Origin of the sequence: Sphingopyxis sp. A083, from assembly GCF_001468495.1 — a bacterium.
Classification (GTDB): Bacteria; Pseudomonadota; Alphaproteobacteria; order Sphingomonadales; family Sphingomonadaceae; genus Sphingopyxis; species Sphingopyxis terrae.
Map to the genome: position 1 here is coordinate 354,303 of NZ_LNSK01000003.1, position 18,525 is coordinate 372,827.

Here is an 18,525-nt window from a genome sequence, read left to right on the forward strand (position 1 = left end):
CTTATGGACTTCGATCTGGTCGTGCGCGGCGGGCTGGTTTTCGACGGGAGCGGCACCGCGCCCTTCGTCGGCGACATCGGCCTTCGCGACGGAAAAATCGCCGCAATCGGGCAGATAACGGGCCGCGGGGCCGAGGAGATCGATGCCAGCGACCGCATCGTAACCCCCGGCTTCATCGACATTCACACCCATTATGACGGGCAGGCGACCTGGGAGACACGCATGGCGCCCTCCTCGAATCATGGCGTGACGACGGTGCTGATGGGCAATTGCGGCGTCGGCTTCGCGCCGTGCCGGCCGCACCAGCGCGACATGCTCGTCAAGCTGATGGAGGGGGTCGAGGATATTCCCGAGGTCGTGATGGTCGACGGGCTGCCTTGGAATTGGGAGAGTTTCCCCGACTATCTCGACGCGCTCGATGCGCGCGAACTCGACATCGATATCGCGGCGCAGGTGCCGCATTCGGCGCTGCGCATCTTCGTGATGGGCGAACGCGGCGCGCAGCACGAGGCCCCGACCGCCGACGATCTGGCGCAGATGCGCGCGCTGGTCGCCGATGCCGTCGCCGCCGGAGCCTTCGGGGTCACGACGTCGCGCAACATGATGCACCGGACCAAGGCGGGCGAACTGGCGCCGAGCCTTTATTCCGAGGCCGACGAGCTGCGCGCGCTGATGGACGGCCTTGGCGATGCCGATGCAGGGGTGTTCCAGATCATCCCGGCACCGGCCAATGATGCCGAGAGCGAATTCGCCTTGCTGCGCGCGCTTGCCGAACATGGGCGGCGCCCCTTGTCCTTCACCCTGCTTGATGTGCCCAACCAGCCGGGGGCGGGGTGGCGATCGATGCTCGCGGGGCTCGAACAGGCGCGCCGCGACGGGTTGCAGATGCGCGGTCAGGTCGCGCCGCGTCCGGTCGGCATGTTCTTCGGCCTCGACCTCAGCCTCCATCCGTTCAGCTCGCACCCGAGCTACAAGGCGATCGCCGACCGCCCGCTGGCCGAGCGCGTGGCGGCGATGCGCGATCCGGTCTTCCGCGCGCGCCTGCTCGCCGAGACGGCCGAGGACAGCAATCCGGTGACGCTGGCGCTGATCGATGCGTTCCGCGCCGCGCATGAATGGAGCGACGGCCCCGACTATGAACCGCAGCGCGAGACGCGGATCGAGGCGCGCGCCGCGGCGGCGGGCCAGTCGGTTGCCGAATTCGCATATGACCTGCTGCTGAAGGACGAAGGGCGGCGGCTCTTCTATCTGCCTGCCGCCAATTATTCGGAGGGCAATCTGAACGCGGTGCGCGAAATGCTGGGTCATCCCGATACGGTGATGGCGCTCGCCGACGGCGGCGCGCATTATGGCTTGATCTGCGACGCGAGCTTTCCGACCTATTTTCTCCAGCGCTGGGTCCGCGATGCCGATCCCGGCGACCGGATCGCGCTCGCCGACGCCATCGCCGAGCTGACCGCGCGTCCCGCCGCGACCGTCGGCATGACCGACCGCGGTCGCATCGCCGAGGGGATGAAGGCGGACCTCAACATCATCGATTTCAACGCACTGCGCCTGCATGTTCCGACAATCCGTTACGATCTGCCCGCTGGCGGGAAGCGCATGCATCAGGCCGCCGACGGCTATGTGGCGACGATCGTATCGGGCGCGGTCACCTATCGCGACGGGCAGCCGACGGGCGTGCTCCCTGGTCGGCTCGTGCGGCGGGGACGGGATGCGGCGCCAGCCGGCGCGGGCGATCCGTCGATCCCGCGTGCCGCCTAGGGTCAGCATGAAGGACGATACCGACTTCGCCGGAAAGGCGGTGCTGGTGGTTGGCGGATCGAGCGGGATCGGCAACGGCATCGCCCATGGCTTTCGCACGCGCGGCGCGGCGGTCCATGTCTGGGGGACACGCGCGCAGGCGACCGATTACGATCCGGACGATGGGTCCGATCTTGCGGGGCTCGGCTATAGCTGCGTCGATGTCGGCGACCCCGACGCGATCGAGGCGGCGGCGATGCCGTTCGAGCGGCTCGATGTGCTGATCCTGTGCCAGGGCACGGTCGTCTATCGGCGCGGCGAGTTCGAGCGCGAAGGCTGGGACCGGGTGATGGCGGTGAACCTCGACAGCCTGATGCATATATCGCGCAAGTTCCGGCCGCAGCTGTCGCAAAGCGCCGGATCGATCGTCATCGTCAGTTCGATTTCGGGGCTGAAGGCGAATATCGGCAATCCCGCCTATGCCGCGTCGAAGGCCGGGGCGATCAGCCTGACCAAGACGCTGGGGCAGGCCTTCGCCGCCGACGGTATCCGCGTAAACGGCCTCGCGCCGGGGCTGGTCGATACCAAGCTGACCAAGGTGACGACGCAGAATCCCGACCGGCTGGAGGGGGCACTCGCGCATATCCCGCAGCGACGGATGGGAACGCCCGAGGACATGGCGGGGGCGGCGATCTTTCTTGCCTCGCCGCTTGCCTCCTATGTCACCGGTCATACGCTGATCGTCGACGGGGGCCTCTCGCTCTGATCGGGCGCCCCATTAATTCCTGCAGGTGACGCGCCGCGATTTTCGCGGCAGGAGAGGGCGGCTACGTGATTTTGCAGAGTCGGTGCGGGAGAGACTATTGTGTTCGACACGCTGGAACCGAGCAGCCTGCCGCCCGAGGATGAGGCGCTGCGCAGCCGCGTCCGCGCGCTCGCCGAGGCGGCGACGGCGGCGCGGCCCGCCGACGTCCGCGCCCGGTCGTGGCAAGGGTTCGACGCCGATTTCAGCCGCAAGCTCGGCGCCGCAGGGCTGCTCGGCCTGACGCTTCCCAAGGCCTATGGCGGCGGCGAGCGCGGCCCGTTCGCGCGGTTCGTCGTCGTCGAGGAATTGCTGTCGGCCGGCGCGCCGGTGGCGGCGCACTGGATCGCCGACCGGCAAAGCGCGCCGCTGATCCTGAATTACGGGACCGAGGCGCAGCGCCAATTTTATTTGCCGCGCATTTGCCGCGGCGAATTGTTCTTCTGCATCGGGATGAGCGAGCCGGGATCGGGATCGGACCTTGCGAGCGTTCGCACCCGCGCCGAGCGCACCGCGGGCGGCTGGCGGGTCAACGGGCAGAAGATATGGACGACCGGCGCGATGCACTGCGACTATATGATCGCGCTGCTCCGCACCTCGGGAAGCGCTGAGGATCGCCATGCCGGGCTGTCGCAGCTTATCATCGACCTGAAGGCGCCGGGGATCACCATCCGTCCGATCGTCGATCTGACCGGCGATGCGCATTTCTGCGAAATATTCTTCGAAGATGTCGATCTGCCCGCCGACGCGCTGATCGGCGCCGAGGGCGAGGGGTGGAAGCAGGTCACCGCCGAACTCGCCTTCGAACGCAGCGGCCCCGAGCGTATCTACTCGAGCGTCGTGCTTCTGGATGCCTGGGTACGGCATTTGCAGCGTATCGGACGCGACGATACGGCGGTGCGCGCGCTGGTGGGGGATTTCACCGCGCGGCTCGCGACGCTGCGCGCGATGTCGATCGCCTGCACCGCGCGGCTTGCGGCGGGCGAAAGCCCGGTGGTCGAGGCATCGCTGGTCAAGGATCTGGGGACGGCGTTCGAGCAGCAGCTTCCGGTCGCGATCGGCGACGACCTTGCCGCGCATCCCGATGAACCCGTCTCGGACGAGCTTTACCGCACGCTGACCTATGTCACGCATGTCGCGCCCAGCTTTTCGCTGCGCGGCGGCACCCGCGAAATATTGCGCGGCATCATCGCCCGCGGCATGGGCCTTCGGTGAGGAGACATAAGGATGACCGATTTCCTCGACCCTTTCGAACGGATGATCGCCGCGCTTTTTAGCCCCGCCGCGGTGCGCGCAGCGGAGCGCGGCGAGCCGGGCGACACGGCGTGGACGGAGCTCGCGGCTTCGGGTTTTCTCGATGCACTGGCTCCCGAAGACGCAGGCGGTGCGGGGCTGTCCTTTGCCGATATCGTCCCGCTGTGGCTGGTCCTCGGCCGCCATGCGGTACCCTGTCCGGTCGGCGAAACGATGATTGCGCGCGCGTTGCTCGCGCAAGCGGGGAGGGCTGCGCCCGATGGACCGATCGCGATCGCCGCGCAGGCGCCGGGCGCAGCCGGGCGGGTGATCGGCGCCGCGCTGGCGCGACATCTGCTCGTCGAATGGGAGGGCAATCTCTATCTTGCCGCCGTGCAGGGCGAAGCGGATGGCGGCGCGGGGGAACTCGCGGCATCGGTGCGCTGGGATAGCGACGCCGCGACGCCGGTGGGGCCGATAGTCCCCGGCGGATTGCGCCGCGCCGCGGCGGTGCTGCGCGCGGCGCTGATCGCGGGCGCCGCCGACCGGCTGACCACGATGACGGCAGACTACGCGAACGAGCGCATCCAGTTCGGCAAGCCGATCGGCAAGCAGCAGGCGCTGCAACAGCAGCTTGCCGTGATGGCGGAGGATATGGTCGCGGCGCGCATTGCGGCGCATATCGGCGGCGCAGGTTCTTTCCCGCCTGCGCTCGCGGCGGCGGCGACCGCCAAATCGGTTGCGAGCGGCGCAGCCGCGCGGGTCGCGGCGATCGCGCATGCGGTTCACGGCGCGATCGGCATCAGCGAGGAATATGATCTTCAGCTCTATACGCGCCGGCTTCAGGCCTGGCGGCTCGCCGACGGATCAGAAAGCTATTGGAACCGCCTGCTCGGCGCCGAACGGCTGGCGGCGCCGTCGGGTTCGGTCGATTTCGTCCGCACGGCGCTGGCACCGGCCTGACCGCCTGGCGCTGCCGAGGCAAGGGCGATAGGAACATGATATGAAGCGCCTGCCGCGGCTCGACCTCAACCTGCTCCAGATATTCGACGCCATCTATACCAAGGGCGGCGTGTCGGCCGCCGCGTCGCACCTCAATCTTTCGCAGCCCGCGATCAGCCATGCGCTGGCCAAGCTGCGCGCGATGCTGGACGATCCCTTGTTCATCCGCCAGGGCAACCGCCTCGTCCCAACCGGGACCGCGCGGGCGGTTGCCGAGCCGATCCATGCGGCACTACGCGAGCTGGTCGCAGCGCTCGACGGGGCGGGGAGCTTCGATCCCGCACAATCGACGCGCGAGTTTCGTATCGGAATCCGGCTGGCGGGCGAGATGTCGCGCTTTCCGGCACTGGCCTCGCGCGTGCTTGCGGAGGCACCGCACGTCCGCCTGATATCGACCGCCTTTCGGCGCCGCGATCTGGTCGCTGCGCTGGCCAACGGCGATCTCGACGTCGCGATCGACGTCGACCTGCCCGTCGAGGACCGGCTGTGCCGCGAGCCGCTCGGTGTCGAGCCGCTGCTGGTGGCGGCGCGGATCGGTAATGACCGCATCGACGGGACGCTCGACCTCGATCGCTATCTCGCGCTCGATCATGTGTTCGCGACACCGCGTCCGCACGGGCCGGGGATAGAGGATATCGCGCTGGCGCGGCTCGGCTTGCAGCGCCGCGTCGCGGTGCGCTGCCAGCATGCGATCACCGCCTGGCAGATCGTGGCGAAGACCGACATGCTCTGCACGCTTCCGCGCAGCCATGTCCGCATGTTGCAGCACATCTGGCCGATGCAGTTGTTCGACCTGCCGATCGCGGTCGCACAGAGCAGCAGCTATCTCTATTGGCATCGCGCGGTTCAGGCGGATGTCGGCCTCGCTTGGCTGCGCGCGATCATCCTCGAGGTGATGCGCGAAGAATAGGCACCTATTCCTCAGGCGAATAGACTTTATTCGAAGTTATCATTTTTCCTGATGCCGCAGGGGCACTAGCCTTGGCCCCAACCAAGGAGAATAGCGATGACGCCGATCGAACTCGAAGCCGAACTCAACGACCTTAGAATGTCAAAGGAAGCGCAGCCGCTGTTCGATGCGGTGAAGCGCCACATCGCCGAAAATGTCGATCCGATCACCGAGGAGTTTTTCCGCCTCGGCGAAGGGCGCGCCGACCGTTGGAGCTGGGCGCCGGGGCAGCTTGAGCTGCTTGAAGGCGCGAAGGCCAAGGCGAAGGCGGCAGGGCTGTGGAATTTCTTCCTGCCCCACGGCGATACGGGAACCCCGCTCACCAACCTCGATTATGCCTATATTGCGGCCGAACTCGGCAAATCGCCGCTGGCATCCGAATCGCTCAACTGTTCGGCGCCCGACACCGGCAATATGGAAGTGCTGGAAATGGTCGGCACGCCCGAACAGAAGGATCGCTGGCTGAAGCCGCTCCTCAACGGCGAAATCCGCTCCGCCTATGTGATGACCGAACCCGGCGTTGCGTCGTCTGACGCGAGCAATCTGGAAACCAGCGCGACGCTCGAGGGCGACGAGTGGGTCATCAACGGCGAGAAATATTTCATAAGCGGCGCCGGCGATCCGCGCTGCAAGATCCTGATCTGTATGGTCAAGACCAACCCGGAGGCGCCGCGCAAGGCGCAGCATTCGCAAATCCTGGTGCCGATGGACACGCCGGGCGTGCAGGTGCTCGGGCCGATGCGGGTGTTCGGTGCCGACCATGCGCCGCAGGGGCATATGCATATGCGGTTCGAAAATGTCCGCGTTCCGCGCGACAACATCCTGCTCGGCGAGGGGCGCGGGTTCGAGATTTCGCAGATGCGCCTCGGGCCGGGCCGCATTCACCACTGCATGCGCACCATCGGCAAGGCCGAGGTTGCACTCGATCTGATGGTCAAGCGCGGCAATTCGCGGACCGCCTTCGGCCGGCCGCTGTCGCAACTCGGCAAGAATCTGGAAGTCATCGCGCGGGCGCGCTGCGATATCGAGGCGATGCGCCTGATCGTGCTGAAGGCCGCGAAGGCGATGGACCTGCTCGGCAATCGCGAAGCGCGCGTGTGGGTGAGCATGGCGAAGGCGATGATCCCCGAGCGCGTGTGCCAGATTATCGATCAGGCGATCCAGATCCACGGCGCGACCGGCATCTCGCACTGGACGCCGCTCGCCGAGCTTTATGCCGATGTGCGCCATCTGCGCTTTGCGGACGGCCCCGACGAGGTCCACTATATGGTCGTGGGCCGCGACGAACTCGCGCGCCACTAAGCCGCCGAAGGGCGGGGTGGGCGGCGCCGGAGCGCCGCTCGCCCCGCATCCACCGGCGTTCGTTTTCCGCGCCGCGACCGATCAGCTTTCGAGATAGCGCGCCCAGATGCGCTTGCCCAAGCGGTCGTAGCGCGTCATCGCCGCAATCAGCGCGGCGAGCGCATCGCTTGGACAAAGCCTTTCGGGTAGCAGCGGATCGCGCATGATGGCGCGGATGGCCTGCCGCCCCAGGAGCAGCGTTTCGGCCGCCGCCGCGGGGAGCTGGCCTTCATCGATGCCCGCCGCGCTCTCGTCGAGGCGGGCGGCGAGCCGCTGGTGCGACGCGCGCAGGGCTTCGCCCTGCCACAAGGTCCGGAAGCGGGCGTCGCGGGCGGCGTCCAGCCCGCTCGCTTCGACGACGAACAGCGATGGCGCGGCGTCGAGTTCGATCAAATCTTGCCGCATCCCCGCGGCCCCACGCTCCAGATTGTCGGGGCGCACCCAGATATTGGCGTCGGCCTCGGCAAATCCTTCAAGATCAAGCGCGCGCAGAGTCCGGCGCCAGATGGTGCGGTCTGCGCGCTCCTGCGGCCCCGCGACCGCGACGAGCCAGCGTCCCTCCCAGGGCTGCCGTCGATCGAGCCGGGTGCGCCAGCCGAGGATCCGCTGCTTCAGCACCTCCGCATTCGCGCCGATCGTATAGCGACCGCGCGCGATCGCCTGAACCCGACCTTCCGACTTGAGGCGCGTCAACGCCGTCCGGATGCCCGGCGCCTCGATCCCGAAGGCCGCGCCGGCGCGCACCAGTTCGGCAACCGTGAACGCCGGCGGCGCGCCCGTGTCGAGCAGATCGAGGATGAGCATCCGCGCGCTCATCCCTCCGGCATCGGCCGAGTTTACTATATTGCGTTCTGTGTCCATATCCGACAATATATGCAACAAATAAAGATGGAGAGGAAGATGCTGCCCCTCGAAGGCGTGACCGTAATCGATCTTACCAGCGTTGTCGCGGGGCCGCTGGCGACGCAGATCATGGCGCAGCAGGGGGCCCGGGTGTGGAAGGTCGAGCCGCCCGAAGGCGACCGCGCGCGTTTGCTGGGCGCGGTCGCGGCGCCGGGGTTCAGCTCGGCGCATGTCGCGCTCAACGCCGACAAGCAATCGGTCGCGATCGACCTTGCGCGCGCTGAAGGGCAGGCGCTGCTGCGCCGCATGGTGCCGCAGGCCGACCTCCTCATCCACAATTTCCGGCCCGGGGTGATGGAGCGGCTGGGACTTGGCACCGATGTGCTGCATGCGCTGCGCCCCGATCTGGTCATCGCGCGGATCAGCGGCTTCGGTCAGGACGGGCCGATGGCGGGCGGGCGCGCCTATGATCCGATCGTGCAGGCCGAATCAGGGATGGTCAGCTGGACCGCCGAAGGTCCGCTGCTCGCCCCGCAATGGATTTGCGACAAGACCGCGGGGCTCTACGCGGCGCAGGCGGCGACCGCCGCGCTCGTCGCACGGGCGCGCAGCGGAAAGGGGGCGGTCGTCGATATTTCGATGCTGGAGGCCGCGGTCGCTTATGGCTGGATCGACCTCCACGGGGCGCAGGCCTTTCCCGATGCCACCTCGCGCATGCCCGACATCGCCGCCGTCTATCGCCCTTGGGCGACCGGCGACGGCTGGATCGTCGTTGTCATGCTGTCGCAGTCCGAATTCGAAGGCTGGGCGCGCGCGATCGACGCGCCCGAGCTGCTTGCCGATCCGCGCTTTGCCGACATGACGACGCGATTCCTCAACTGGGACGATCTGCGCGCGATCTCGGCGCCGCGCATTGCCGCGCTGAGCACGCGCGAGGCGGTGGCCCGGCTGGCCGACGCGGGCGTGCCGTGCGGCGTCGCCAACCGGTCGGCGGCGCTCCCCGGTCACGCCCAGATCGTCCATGACGGCTTCGTCGCGCTGACCGACCACCCGCAGGCCGGTGCGGTGCGCCGGACCCGGCCCGTGGCGCGCTTCGACGGCGCGCGGCCGGGGTTCGAGATGCATGCGCCGCGCGTCGGCGAGCACAGCCGGACGGTGCTCGCCGCGGCCGGCCTCACCCCCGAAGAGATCGAAGCCGCCATCGCAAACGGCGCCGCCTGCTGCCCTGAGGAGACCCCATGACAACCTATCAGACCTTGTCCTATGCCGCCGAAAATCGGGTGGCGACGATCACGCTCAACCGTCCCGAACATTTCAACGCGATCGCGCACGGTATGCCGCGTGAGATCCGCGCCGCGGTCGAACGGGCGGAGGCCGATGCGGACGTCCATGTCATCGTCGTGCGCGGCGCGGGGCCGGGCTTTTGCGGCGGATACGACCTCAAACATTATGCCGAACGCAAGGGCGAGATCAGCGGGTCGCAGGATATGCCGTGGGATCCGACGCTCGATTTCCAGATGATGTGGCGCAATACGCAGGACTTCATGGCACTGTGGCGCGCGACCAAGCCCACAATCGCGCGCGTTCATGGCGCCGCGGTTGCCGGCGGGTCCGACATCGCGCTGTGCTGCGACTTTCTGATCATGGCCGACGATGCGCGCATCGGTTATCCCCCTGCGCGCGTCTGGGGCGTGCCGACCCCGGCGATGTGGGTCTATCGTCTGGGGCCGCAGATGGCGAAGCGCATGATGATGACGGGCGACCTGATCGACGGGCGCGAAGCCGAACGGATCGGGCTGGCGCTCGAAGCGGTGCCCGAGGCCGAACTCGACGATGCGGTCGAGCGGCTGGTCGGGCGGCTGCGCGGGGTTCCGCGCAACCAGTTGATGATGACCAAGACGGTGGTCAATCAGGCCTATGACAATATGGGGCTCAACAATACCCAGATGTTCGCGACGCTGTTCGACGGGGTATCGCGCCATTCGCCCGAGGGCATATGGTTCCGCGACCGCGCGCAGGAGGTCGGCTTCAAGCAGGCGGTTGCCGAACGCGACAGCGGCGATCCGATCGCGAGCCAGGTGTCGAAGCGCCTGCCCGCCGACGATTGAGGAGACGAAGCATGACCGCACTTCAGCCGATCGACCGGCTCGACACGCATGATGTGTTCAACCAGGCGCCGCCGTTCGAAAACAGGAACCTGTTTACCGGCGACCGGGCGCTGGTCGATGCGGTGAACAGCGCAGGCGCGGGCGAGCATGGCGCCCGGCTCGCCGCGCTCGGGCAGCGCTGTGGTTCGGCCGAGGTGATCGAATGGGGCGTCGAGGCGAACCGCCAGCGCCCCGTGCTCGAAACCTATGACCGCTATGGCCACCGCGTCGACGAGGTGCGCTTTCATCCCGCCTATCACGACCTGATGCGGCTGGGGCTCGATAGCGGTTTTGCTGCATCGGCGTGGGACGGCAGCGCACGCGGCCATACGCTCCACGCGGCGATCCTCTTCCTGACCGGGCAGGCCGATTCGGGCACAAGCTGTCCGATGACCATGACCTATGCCGCCGTGCCGGCGCTGCGAGCCGAGCAGGCGGTCGCCGACGTCTGGGTGCCGCGCATCGCGGCGGGCCGCTACGATCCCGCCGTCCGCCCGGCTGCGGACAAGGCCGGGGTGACGATCGGCATGGCGATGACCGAAAAGCAGGGCGGCAGCGACGTACGCGCCAACACGACGCGCGCTGAACCGACGGGCGAAGCGGGCTGGTACAGCCTGACGGGGCATAAATGGTTCTGTTCGGCGCCGATGTGCGACGCCTTCCTGACGCTGGCCTATGCGCCAAGCGGACTGACCTGTTTCCTTGTCCCGCGCTGGCTTCCCGACGGCAGCCGCAACGCGGGGTTCCGTGTCATGCGCCTGAAGGACAAGATGGGCGACCGGTCGAACGCCTCGGCCGAAATCGAATATCATGGTGCGCTGGCCCAAAGGCTGGGCGCCGAGGGACGCGGCGTCGCGACGATCATCCAGATGGTGCAGCATACGCGGCTCGACTGCGTGATCGGTTCGGCGCAGCAGATGCGCGGCGCGCTTGCCCAGGCGCTGTGGCACACGGCCCATCGGTCGGCCTTTCAGAAACGGCTGATCGACCAGCCCGCAATGGCGGCGGTGCTCGCCGACCTTGCCGTCGAAAGCGAGGCGGCGACGGCGCTCGGTTTCCGGCTGGCGCAGGCGTTCGACGAAGAGGATGCGCTGACGCGGCTGCTGACGCCGATTGCCAAATATTGGGTGTGCAAACGCGCACCGGGTCTGATCTATGAAGCGATGGAGGCGCATGGCGGCGCCGGCTATGTCGAGGCGGGGCCGATGCCGCGGCTGTTCCGCCAATCGCCGCTCAACGCGATATGGGAAGGATCGGGCAATGTCATCGCGCTCGACGTGCTGCGCGCCATCGCGCGCGAACCCGACGGGGTGGCGGCGCTTCAGGACTTTCTGGCGGCGCAGCGCGGGCGCGATGCCCATTATGATCGCTGGGTCGAGGACATCGATCTGACGCGCGCCGACGAGGGAACGGCACGGCTGCTCGTCGAGCGGCTGGCGCTTGCGGCGCAGGCCGCGATCCTGATCGGACAGGATAGTCCGATTGCCGAGGCCTTCTGCCGCCTTCGCCTGAGCCCACGTGGCAGCGCCTATGGCGCGTTCGATGCAACCGTCGATGCGCGCGCCATCGTCGACCGCGCGATGCCCGCGGCATGAGCGTGCGGATCACCAACGACGGCGCGGTGCGCACCGTCACCATCGACCGCTCCGACTGCCGCAACGCGGTCGACCCGGCCACCGCCGACCTGTTGCGGCAGGCGTTCGCCGACTTCGACGCCGACGACAGCGCCGCGGTCGCGGTGCTGACCGGCGCGTCAGGTCATTTTTGCGCAGGCTTCGACCTGAAGGCAGTGGGGGCGGGCAACGAGCGCTACCAACCCGAAGGCGTCGGGCCGATGGGGCCGTCGCGCATGTTGCTTTCCAAGCCGGTGATTGCGGCGGTCGAAGGCTATGCGGTTGCGGGCGGCCTTGAACTCGCGCTGTGGTGCGACCTGCGCGTGGCGTCCGCCAGCGCGGTGTTCGGCGTCTTCTGCCGCCGGTGGGGCGTGCCGCTGATCGATGGCGGGACGGTCCGCCTGCCGCGCATCGTGGGACAGGGGCGCGCGCTCGACATGATCCTGACCGGGCGCCCGGTCGATGCGGCCGAAGCGCTCGCAATCGGGCTTGCCAACCGGGTCGTGGAGGAAGGGCAGGCGCTGGCAGCCGCGCAGGCGCTTGCCGCCGAGATCGCGCATTTTCCGGCGCTGTGCATGCGTACCGACCGCATGTCGGCCTATCGCCAATGGGATTTCGACCTTGCCGACGCGCTCCGCTTCGAGGGGCGCGAAGGCGCCGCGCCATTGCGCGCCGAAGCCGCGAAGGGAGCCGAGCGCTTTGTCGATGGGGCAGGGCGGAGCGGACGCTTCGACTGATCGCGTGACGGTCCGGCGCGTCTGCTATTTCCGGCATCCACAAAGCGACCGCACCGGTATAGATTGCCGCCGACAGCTATTCCGGCGCGGGAGGGTGAGCGATGCGGTTTCGGGTCTTTGCAGGTGCGGCGCTGGGCGCCGCGATGGTTGTGGCGATGCCCGCGACGGGCAAGGCGCCGCGCAAGGGCAAGGCGGTGGCCGACTGCCCCGCCGACCCCGCGCTGCCGCCCGATCTGGCCGATTGGGGGCGGATGAGTTCGGCCAAGACCATCTATGCCTATGGCGAGGCGCGCGCCGCCGACTGGCCGTCGCTCGGCGCGGCGCGCACGGGCCTGTTGCTCCATAAGGCCGAAAGCCTGCGCTACTGGATCGCGCCCGAGCGGCGGCAGGATGTGTTCAAATTCGGCGGCATGATCCCGGTCGAGGTAAAACGGGCCGGCCGGCTCGTGATCGCGCTCGACGCGGGCGCCTGGATCGATCTGGTACGCGACGGCAAGGCGCAGCCGGCGGCGGCGCACGGCCATGGCCCCGCCTGCTCGGGCGTCCGCAAGATGGTCGAATATGACGTGACGCCGGGCCGCTATCTCGTCCAGATCGTCAACGCACCCGAACTGTCGATCCGCGCGATGGCGGTGCTGCGCGACTGATCGGGCATAGCGGAACCGGCGCGCGCGGTTCCGATCGCGTTTCGCGGGTCAGCGTTGCGGCGCAAGACTTTCGAGCAGCGCGCCGCGCGCATCGCTCGGCAGTGGCTTGACGCCGATCAGGCGCATCAGAAGCGGATAGACCTCGATATTGTCGACCAGCCCGACGTCGCCGCGCAGGCCGCTGCCATAGGCGATGAACAAGGCGCGCATGTCGGGGTCGTCATTGTCATAACCATGCGCTCCGCCCATCACCGGGTAGGCCGGCTTGCCCGCGACGATCGTCCAGCCGTTCTCCGCGATGCAGATGATCGCCGCGACGCGCGGATTGTGCCCATAGTGAAGGCGTTCGGGCAGAGCCTCGCGGCGGCGGCAGGTCATATGGTCGTGCGGCTTGAGCAGCGCGTCATAGACCCGGTCGTCGGTGCCGGCGGCGGGTTCGATCGCAGCATAGGGGCCGGTCTCCACCGCGATAATACTCGGCAAATCGATCAGGTCGGCAAGGTCGACGATCCGCGCGTCGCTGATCGCGTGCATGCCATGATCGGCCACGACCAGAAGCCGAACGGGCTGGCCGAGGTCTTTCAGCCCCGACAGCAGGTCGCCGATGCGGGTATCAACCTCGGTCACCGCGGCATTGAGTTCCGCCGAGTCCGGGCCGAAATGATGCCCGGCGGTATCGACGGCGTCGAAATAGAGCGTCACGAAGGCCGGGCGGATCGCGCGCGGGCGGCGTAGCCAGTCGAGGACCGCGTTGACGCGCTGCACATTGCTGACATTTTCATCGTAGCGCTGCCAATCGGCCGGACGCACATCGTGGATCGCGACCTCGCTGCCCGGCCAGAACATCGTTGCCGTTCGCACGCCTGCCTTTTGCGCCGTCACCCACGCGGGTTCGGCCTCGTCCCACCAGAAGGGGTCGAGCGCCTGCTTCGCATTGCCCAGGCTGAAGCGTTCGGCGGGACGCCGCGGGTCGATCATGTTGTTGCCGACGATGCCGTTGGTGTCGGGGCGTTTGCCGGTGACGATCGCATAATGGTTGGGGAAGGTCTTGGTAGGGAAGGAGGGGCGGAGCGCGCCCCGCGCGCCCTCGGCGGCGAGTTTCGATAAATTGGGTGTGATTCCGCGGTCAAGATAGTCGGCGCGGAAGCCGTCGATCGAAATCAGGATGGTGACGGGCGCGCGCGGTTCGGCGTTCGCTTCGGCGGCATGGGCATAGGGTAACGCCAACGAGCAAAGTGCGGCGATCAGGATCATCAGGCGAGTCATGGTCATCGCGCTAGGATGGCGGCGTGACAACCGCGCGACAAGGTCATTGCGCGTTGCCGCGCCGGTTCGGCCACATCCATGCTTGCAATCGCGCTCTTGCCATGGTGCACCCGGTTTCATCCGAAACCACGGACGAAATGAAGGGGACGCGTTCATGAACAGGGGTTTGATGGCGGCGCTGCTGGTCGGCGCAGCATGTCTGGCCGTGCCGGCGACCGGGCAGAGCGGCGACGACACCAATCGCATCATCGACGAAGGCTATAATCGCAGCCAGGTGATGCAGACGGCACAGGAAATGACCGACGGTATCGGTCCACGCCTGACCAATTCGCCCGCCATGCGCCGAGCCGAAGCCTGGGCGATCGGAAAGTTCGAAGGCTGGGGCCTGTCCAACGTTCGCCGCGATGGCTTTGAATTCGGCCGCGGATGGGAAATCCTGTCGGTCAGCGCGCGTATGGTCGCGCCGCGCCCGCTCGCGCTGACCGCCATTCCGATTGCCTGGACGCCGTCGACCAACGGACCGGTGACCGCCCCGATCATCGTCGCGCCGATGTCGAAGGAAGAACATTTCGCCGAATGGAAGGGCAAGCTCGCCGGCAAGATCGTGCTCGTGTCGCTGCCGGGCGATGGTGACGAGCCCGACAAGCCGGCCTTTCGCCGCCTGAGCAGCGACGACATCGGCAAGCTCGACGAGTTTCGCCAGCCCAAATATGATCCCGATGCGCTCAATCGCCGGCTGGAGCGGGTGACGTTTGCCGAAAAGCTCGATGCCTTTCTGAAGGCCGAAGGCGCGCTGGCGATGGTTCGGCAATCCTATCGCGACGGCAAGCTCGTCCATGGCGAGGGCTATAATTATCGCGTCGGCCATTCGCCTACGCTGCCCGGCATCGAACTCGCCGCAGAGGATTATCGGCGCCTGGCGCGGCTCGCGAAAAGCGGCGCGCCGCCGCAGCTCGAGATCGATTCCAACGTTCGTTACGACGACAGCGACACGCGCGCCTATAATATCATCGCCGAAATTCCGGGGACCGACCCCAAGGCCGGCTATGTCATGGCCGGCGCGCATTTCGACAGTTGGGTGGCGGGCGACGGCGCGACCGACAATGGCGCCGGCAGCGCCGTCGTGATGGAGGCCGCGCGCATCATTCGCAAGCTCGGCATCCGGCCGAAGCGCACGATCCGCTTCGTCCTGTGGAGCGCGGAGGAGCAGGGGCTGCTCGGGTCGCTCGCCTATGTCGACAAATATCTCGCGGCGCGCCCCGGCCCGACCGAGGGCGAGGACGGCAACGCGCTCTATTATGGCTGGCCGAGCCGGTACCCGATCACGCCAAAGCCCGGTTACGGCGACCTCAAGGCCTATTTCAACATGGACAATGGCTCGGGCAAGCTGCGCGGCATCTATGCCGAGGGCAATGTCGGCGCGGTTCCGATCCTGCAATCCTGGCTCGCACCCTTTGCGAGCATGGGCGCGGGCAAGGTCGTTGCGGGGCCGACGAGCGGCACCGATCATGTCTATATGCAGTCGGTCGGCGTGCCTGGGTTCCAGTTCATTCAGGATCCGCTCGATTATGGATCGCGCACGCACCACAGCAGCGCCGACACCTTCGACCATCTGAAAGCCGACGATTTGCGCCAGGCTTCGGTCGTGATGGCGGGGATGCTCGTCACGGCGGCGAACAGCGACAAGACGCTGCCGCGCTTCCCGGTGCCGACGCAGCCGACGCCCTATGATCCGTTCAAATACAAGGACCCCAACGACTGAGCGACGGGTATCCGCCGGGGTCAGGCCATCTTGATCCCGGCGATGCCGTTGTCGACGACGCCCGTCGCGCGTTTCGACAGCGTGCCTAGCGGCACCGTCACCTTGTCGACGACCATGAAGTGCGTCTGCCACGCATCGCGGTTCACATCGCACACGACATAGCCGCGCTGGTCATTGGCGAATTTGAGTTCGGGATTGAGCTTCAGAAACTGGTCGGTGCCGGCGCGCAGATCGCTGCCGTCGCCGCCGCTGCTGATCGAGGTGGCGACGAATTCTGCGCCGACGACCTTGTCCTTGAGCACCAGATCGCCGCAGAAATTCTGATGCTCGTCGCCCGTCAGTACGACGCAGTTCTTGAGACCGGCGAAGCGCGACAGGATGCGTTTGCGCGGCGCCTCATAGCCCGCCCAGCTGTCGAGATTGACGATCTTTTCGGGCTCGTCGGCCTTGCGCCGCCGGTCGAGCGACATCATCGTCACCTGCTGCGCGATCGCGTTCCACGTCGCGCCGCCTTGCGCCAGGTTTTTCGCCAGCCACTCTTCCTGCGCCTTGCCGAGAATTTGCGCATTCTTTGCAAAGACATCGGGGCAGGCGGGTTTGAACCCGTCGCCGCACGGCTGGTTGTCGCGATACTGGCGGGTGTCGAGCACCTGCATCGCCATCAGGTCGCCATAGCGGAATTCGCGGTTCGCAGCGATGAAGCCGCCGCGCGGCAACAGCGCCTTGCGCACCGGCATATGTTCGTACCACGCCTGGAACGCGGCCTGCCGGCGCAGCATGAACACTTCGGGCGGCGGGGCGTCGGGATCGTTGCCGTCGAGCCCCATCTTCCAGTCGTCATAGACCGATACCCAGTCGTTGCGGATTTCATGGTCGTCGAAGGTCGAGATGAAGCCATGCGCCGAGCGTGCCGCCTGCATGTCGATGTCGAGCAGCGTCTGGGTATAGGCGGTGCGGAAATCGCTCAGATCCTGAAGCCCGCGGAGCGCATATTTGCGCACCGGCCGGATCGGCAGGCCGCTGTCGTAAAGATAGTCCTGCTGATATTCGTAGATGAAGTCGCCATAATGGTAGACGAAATCCAGCTCTTCGCGGGCAAGATGGCGATAGGCGCCATAGAAGCCCGATTCATAATGCTGGCAGCCGCAAACCCCGAACTTGACCTGATCGGTGCGCGCGCCGGTCGCGGGCAGCGTGCGGGCGCGGCCGCGCAGGCTGCGTTCGCCGCCAGCGGTGAAGCGGTAATAATAGGGGCGGCTGGGCTGTAGCCCGGCAACCTCGACATGGACGCTATGGCCAAGCTCGGGGCGCGCCAGTTCGGTGCCGTTCGCGACGACCTTGCGGAAGCCGCTGTCCTCGGCGACTTCCCATTCGACCGGAACCGGAACCAGCGGCATGCCGCCGTGCGGCGCCATCGGGTCGGGCGCGAGGCGGGTCCAGATGACGAAACCGTCGCTCGCGGGATCGCCGGCGGCGACGCCGAGGCTGAACGGGAAATCGCGAAAGAAACCGGCCTCGGCGCGCAATATCGCCGGGGCGGACAAGCCGGCAAGCGTGGCGGTGGCAAGGAAATTGCGGCGCGAGAACATGGCGGGACTCCGGGGGGAAACGAATCGTGCTCCCCAGATAGACTAGTCATGCGTCACATCAATGATCTTGGCGGTGGGGTCAGAACCAGAAGCGGACCCCGGCGACGAAGCTGGACCGCGACGGATCGTCGCCCACGGCGCGCGCCAACTGCGCAGAACGGCCGATCTTGCCTTCCCAGACATAGCCCAGATAGGGCGCGAATTCGCGGGCAATCTCATAGCGCAGGCGCAGGCCCAGTTCGGCACTCGACAGCCCGGCGCCGATGCCCTGTTCGCGCACGTCCTGAAGCGCGACGTTCAGTTCCGCCGACGGCTGCAGGATCAGGCGCTGGGTGATGCGCTGGTCGTAGCTCCCTTCGACACGGGCGGTGACATCGCCCTTGTCCGACAGGAACAGCGCCGCTTCGACGTCGAACCAATAGGGGGCGAGTCCTTCGACGCCGAGGACCGCGTAAGTGGGCGAGGGGCCGGGGCCGACATCCTGACGCAGCCCGGTCTGGAGATCGAAATAGGGGCCGATGGCGCGGCTCCACAATAACTGCCCCTCGCCGCGGTCGAACGCGCCGCCGAAGGCGCCTTCGCCCTCGCTTTTGATGACGAGCTTGTCGATGTCCCCCCCGAAGCGGGCTTCGCCGTCCCAGCTATAGGTGGTTTCGCCGGAGCCGACGCGGACTTCGGCTTGATCGAGCATGATCCTGGAAATGCTGCCGCCGCCATGCTCGGCGTAGAGCCGGGCGCGGACGGGTGCCATCGCGTCGGCGCCGAAGATCGCATCGGCGGCATCGACGCGCGGCGCGGGCGGCGGCGGCGCGTTGCCGACGGGCGGCGAGGGGGGTGGGGCTGTCGTGGGC

General features: G+C 67.1%; 16 protein-coding genes. 12 read left to right on the forward strand and 4 right to left on the reverse strand.

Going from position 1 to position 18,525, the window contains the following annotated elements; all coding sequences use genetic code 11:
- Positions 1-3 precede the first annotated feature (3 nt).
- The 6 genes from ATE59_RS08950 to ATE59_RS08975 all read left to right on the forward strand — a co-directional run bounded on the left by ATE59_RS08950 (position 4) and on the right by ATE59_RS08975 (position 7,031).
- Positions 4-1,764 (forward strand): N-acyl-D-amino-acid deacylase family protein, encoded by a 1,761-nt coding sequence (locus tag ATE59_RS08950; protein WP_058812123.1) that lies wholly within the window; start codon positions 4-6, stop codon positions 1,762-1,764.
- A 7-nt stretch (positions 1,765-1,771) separates the two neighbouring features.
- On the forward strand, positions 1,772-2,509 hold the full coding sequence (locus tag ATE59_RS08955) for an SDR family NAD(P)-dependent oxidoreductase (RefSeq protein ID WP_058812124.1): 738 nt from the start codon (positions 1,772-1,774) through the stop codon (positions 2,507-2,509).
- A 99-nt stretch (positions 2,510-2,608) separates the two neighbouring features.
- Positions 2,609-3,760, forward strand: coding sequence for an acyl-CoA dehydrogenase family protein (locus tag ATE59_RS08960; RefSeq protein WP_058812125.1), 1,152 nt, complete (start codon positions 2,609-2,611; stop codon positions 3,758-3,760).
- A 12-nt stretch (positions 3,761-3,772) separates the two neighbouring features.
- Positions 3,773-4,741 carry an acyl-CoA dehydrogenase family protein gene (locus tag ATE59_RS08965; protein WP_058812126.1) on the forward strand — a complete coding sequence of 323 codons (969 nt, stop codon included), beginning with the start codon at positions 3,773-3,775 and terminating at the stop codon, positions 4,739-4,741.
- A gap of 40 nt (positions 4,742-4,781) precedes the next feature.
- A complete protein-coding gene (locus tag ATE59_RS08970; RefSeq protein WP_058812127.1) occupies positions 4,782-5,690 on the forward strand; it encodes a LysR family transcriptional regulator in 909 nt (302 codons plus the stop codon).
- Between the two features lie 96 nt (positions 5,691-5,786).
- Positions 5,787-7,031 carry an acyl-CoA dehydrogenase family protein gene (locus tag ATE59_RS08975; protein WP_003044690.1) on the forward strand — a complete coding sequence of 415 codons (1,245 nt, stop codon included), beginning with the start codon at positions 5,787-5,789 and terminating at the stop codon, positions 7,029-7,031.
- Between the two features lie 81 nt (positions 7,032-7,112).
- Here the strand turns inward: ATE59_RS08975 and ATE59_RS08980 are convergent, their stop codons facing one another.
- A complete protein-coding gene (locus tag ATE59_RS08980; RefSeq protein ID WP_231737226.1) occupies positions 7,113-7,931 on the reverse strand; it encodes a hypothetical protein in 819 nt (272 codons plus the stop codon).
- Between the two features lie 39 nt (positions 7,932-7,970).
- Between ATE59_RS08980 and ATE59_RS08985 the strand changes: the two genes are divergently transcribed.
- The 5 genes from ATE59_RS08985 to ATE59_RS09005 all read left to right on the forward strand — a co-directional run bounded on the left by ATE59_RS08985 (position 7,971) and on the right by ATE59_RS09005 (position 13,057).
- Positions 7,971-9,155 carry a CaiB/BaiF CoA transferase family protein gene (locus ATE59_RS08985; protein WP_058812128.1) on the forward strand — a complete coding sequence of 395 codons (1,185 nt, stop codon included), beginning with the start codon at positions 7,971-7,973 and terminating at the stop codon, positions 9,153-9,155.
- On the forward strand, positions 9,152-10,021 hold the full coding sequence (locus ATE59_RS08990; protein WP_003044683.1) for a crotonase/enoyl-CoA hydratase family protein: 870 nt from the start codon (positions 9,152-9,154) through the stop codon (positions 10,019-10,021). Before ATE59_RS08985 ends, ATE59_RS08990 begins: the two co-directional genes overlap by 4 nt.
- Before the next feature lie 11 nt (positions 10,022-10,032).
- Complete coding sequence (locus tag ATE59_RS08995) at positions 10,033-11,655, forward strand: acyl-CoA dehydrogenase family protein (protein ID WP_058812129.1); 1,623 nt, start codon at positions 10,033-10,035, stop codon at positions 11,653-11,655.
- Positions 11,652-12,410: a crotonase/enoyl-CoA hydratase family protein gene (locus ATE59_RS09000; RefSeq protein WP_058812130.1), complete on the forward strand. Its 759-nt coding sequence runs from the start codon at positions 11,652-11,654 to the stop codon at positions 12,408-12,410. The genes ATE59_RS08995 and ATE59_RS09000 overlap by 4 nt, the downstream gene beginning before the upstream one ends.
- A 101-nt stretch (positions 12,411-12,511) precedes the next feature.
- Entirely contained in the window at positions 12,512-13,057 is a 546-nt protein-coding gene (locus ATE59_RS09005) for a hypothetical protein (protein WP_058812131.1), read from the forward strand.
- Positions 13,058-13,105: 48 nt separating this feature from the next.
- On the opposite strand, the gene ATE59_RS09010 is transcribed toward ATE59_RS09005, so the two are convergent.
- On the reverse strand, positions 13,106-14,329 hold the full coding sequence (locus ATE59_RS09010; RefSeq protein ID WP_058812132.1) for an alkaline phosphatase family protein: 1,224 nt from the start codon (positions 14,327-14,329) through the stop codon (positions 13,106-13,108).
- Between the two features lie 148 nt (positions 14,330-14,477).
- Between ATE59_RS09010 and ATE59_RS09015 the strand changes: the two genes are divergently transcribed.
- Positions 14,478-16,085, forward strand: a complete 1,608-nt coding sequence (locus tag ATE59_RS09015) for a M20/M25/M40 family metallo-hydrolase (RefSeq protein WP_058812133.1) — start codon at positions 14,478-14,480, stop codon at positions 16,083-16,085.
- A 20-nt stretch (positions 16,086-16,105) separates the two neighbouring features.
- On the opposite strand, the gene ATE59_RS09020 is transcribed toward ATE59_RS09015, so the two are convergent.
- Positions 16,106-17,674, reverse strand: coding sequence for an alkaline phosphatase D family protein (locus tag ATE59_RS09020; protein WP_058812134.1), 1,569 nt, complete (start codon positions 17,672-17,674; stop codon positions 16,106-16,108).
- 79 nt (positions 17,675-17,753) lie between these two features.
- Positions 17,754-18,525, reverse strand: a 772-nt coding sequence (locus ATE59_RS09025) for a copper resistance protein B (protein ID WP_058812135.1), incomplete at its 5' end; no start/stop codon positions are given.

Coding starts and splice junctions, on each gene's coding strand:
- ATE59_RS08950 (WP_058812123.1), top strand. CDS start 4: ATGGACTTCGATCTGGTCGTGCGCGGCGGGCTGGTTTTCGACGGGAGC.
- ATE59_RS08955 (WP_058812124.1), top strand. CDS start 1,772: ATGAAGGACGATACCGACTTCGCCGGAAAGGCGGTGCTGGTGGTTGGC.
- ATE59_RS08965 (WP_058812126.1), top strand. CDS start 3,773: ATGACCGATTTCCTCGACCCTTTCGAACGGATGATCGCCGCGCTTTTT.
- ATE59_RS08970 (WP_058812127.1), top strand. CDS start 4,782: ATGAAGCGCCTGCCGCGGCTCGACCTCAACCTGCTCCAGATATTCGAC.
- ATE59_RS08975 (WP_003044690.1), top strand. CDS start 5,787: ATGACGCCGATCGAACTCGAAGCCGAACTCAACGACCTTAGAATGTCA.
- ATE59_RS08980 (WP_231737226.1), bottom strand. CDS start 7,931: ATGGACACAGAACGCAATATAGTAAACTCGGCCGATGCCGGAGGGATG.
- ATE59_RS08985 (WP_058812128.1), top strand. CDS start 7,971: ATGCTGCCCCTCGAAGGCGTGACCGTAATCGATCTTACCAGCGTTGTC.
- ATE59_RS08990 (WP_003044683.1), top strand. CDS start 9,152: ATGACAACCTATCAGACCTTGTCCTATGCCGCCGAAAATCGGGTGGCG.
- ATE59_RS08995 (WP_058812129.1), top strand. CDS start 10,033: ATGACCGCACTTCAGCCGATCGACCGGCTCGACACGCATGATGTGTTC.
- ATE59_RS09000 (WP_058812130.1), top strand. CDS start 11,652: ATGAGCGTGCGGATCACCAACGACGGCGCGGTGCGCACCGTCACCATC.
- ATE59_RS09005 (WP_058812131.1), top strand. CDS start 12,512: ATGCGGTTTCGGGTCTTTGCAGGTGCGGCGCTGGGCGCCGCGATGGTT.
- ATE59_RS09010 (WP_058812132.1), bottom strand. CDS start 14,329: ATGACCATGACTCGCCTGATGATCCTGATCGCCGCACTTTGCTCGTTG.
- ATE59_RS09015 (WP_058812133.1), top strand. CDS start 14,478: ATGAACAGGGGTTTGATGGCGGCGCTGCTGGTCGGCGCAGCATGTCTG.
- ATE59_RS09020 (WP_058812134.1), bottom strand. CDS start 17,674: ATGTTCTCGCGCCGCAATTTCCTTGCCACCGCCACGCTTGCCGGCTTG.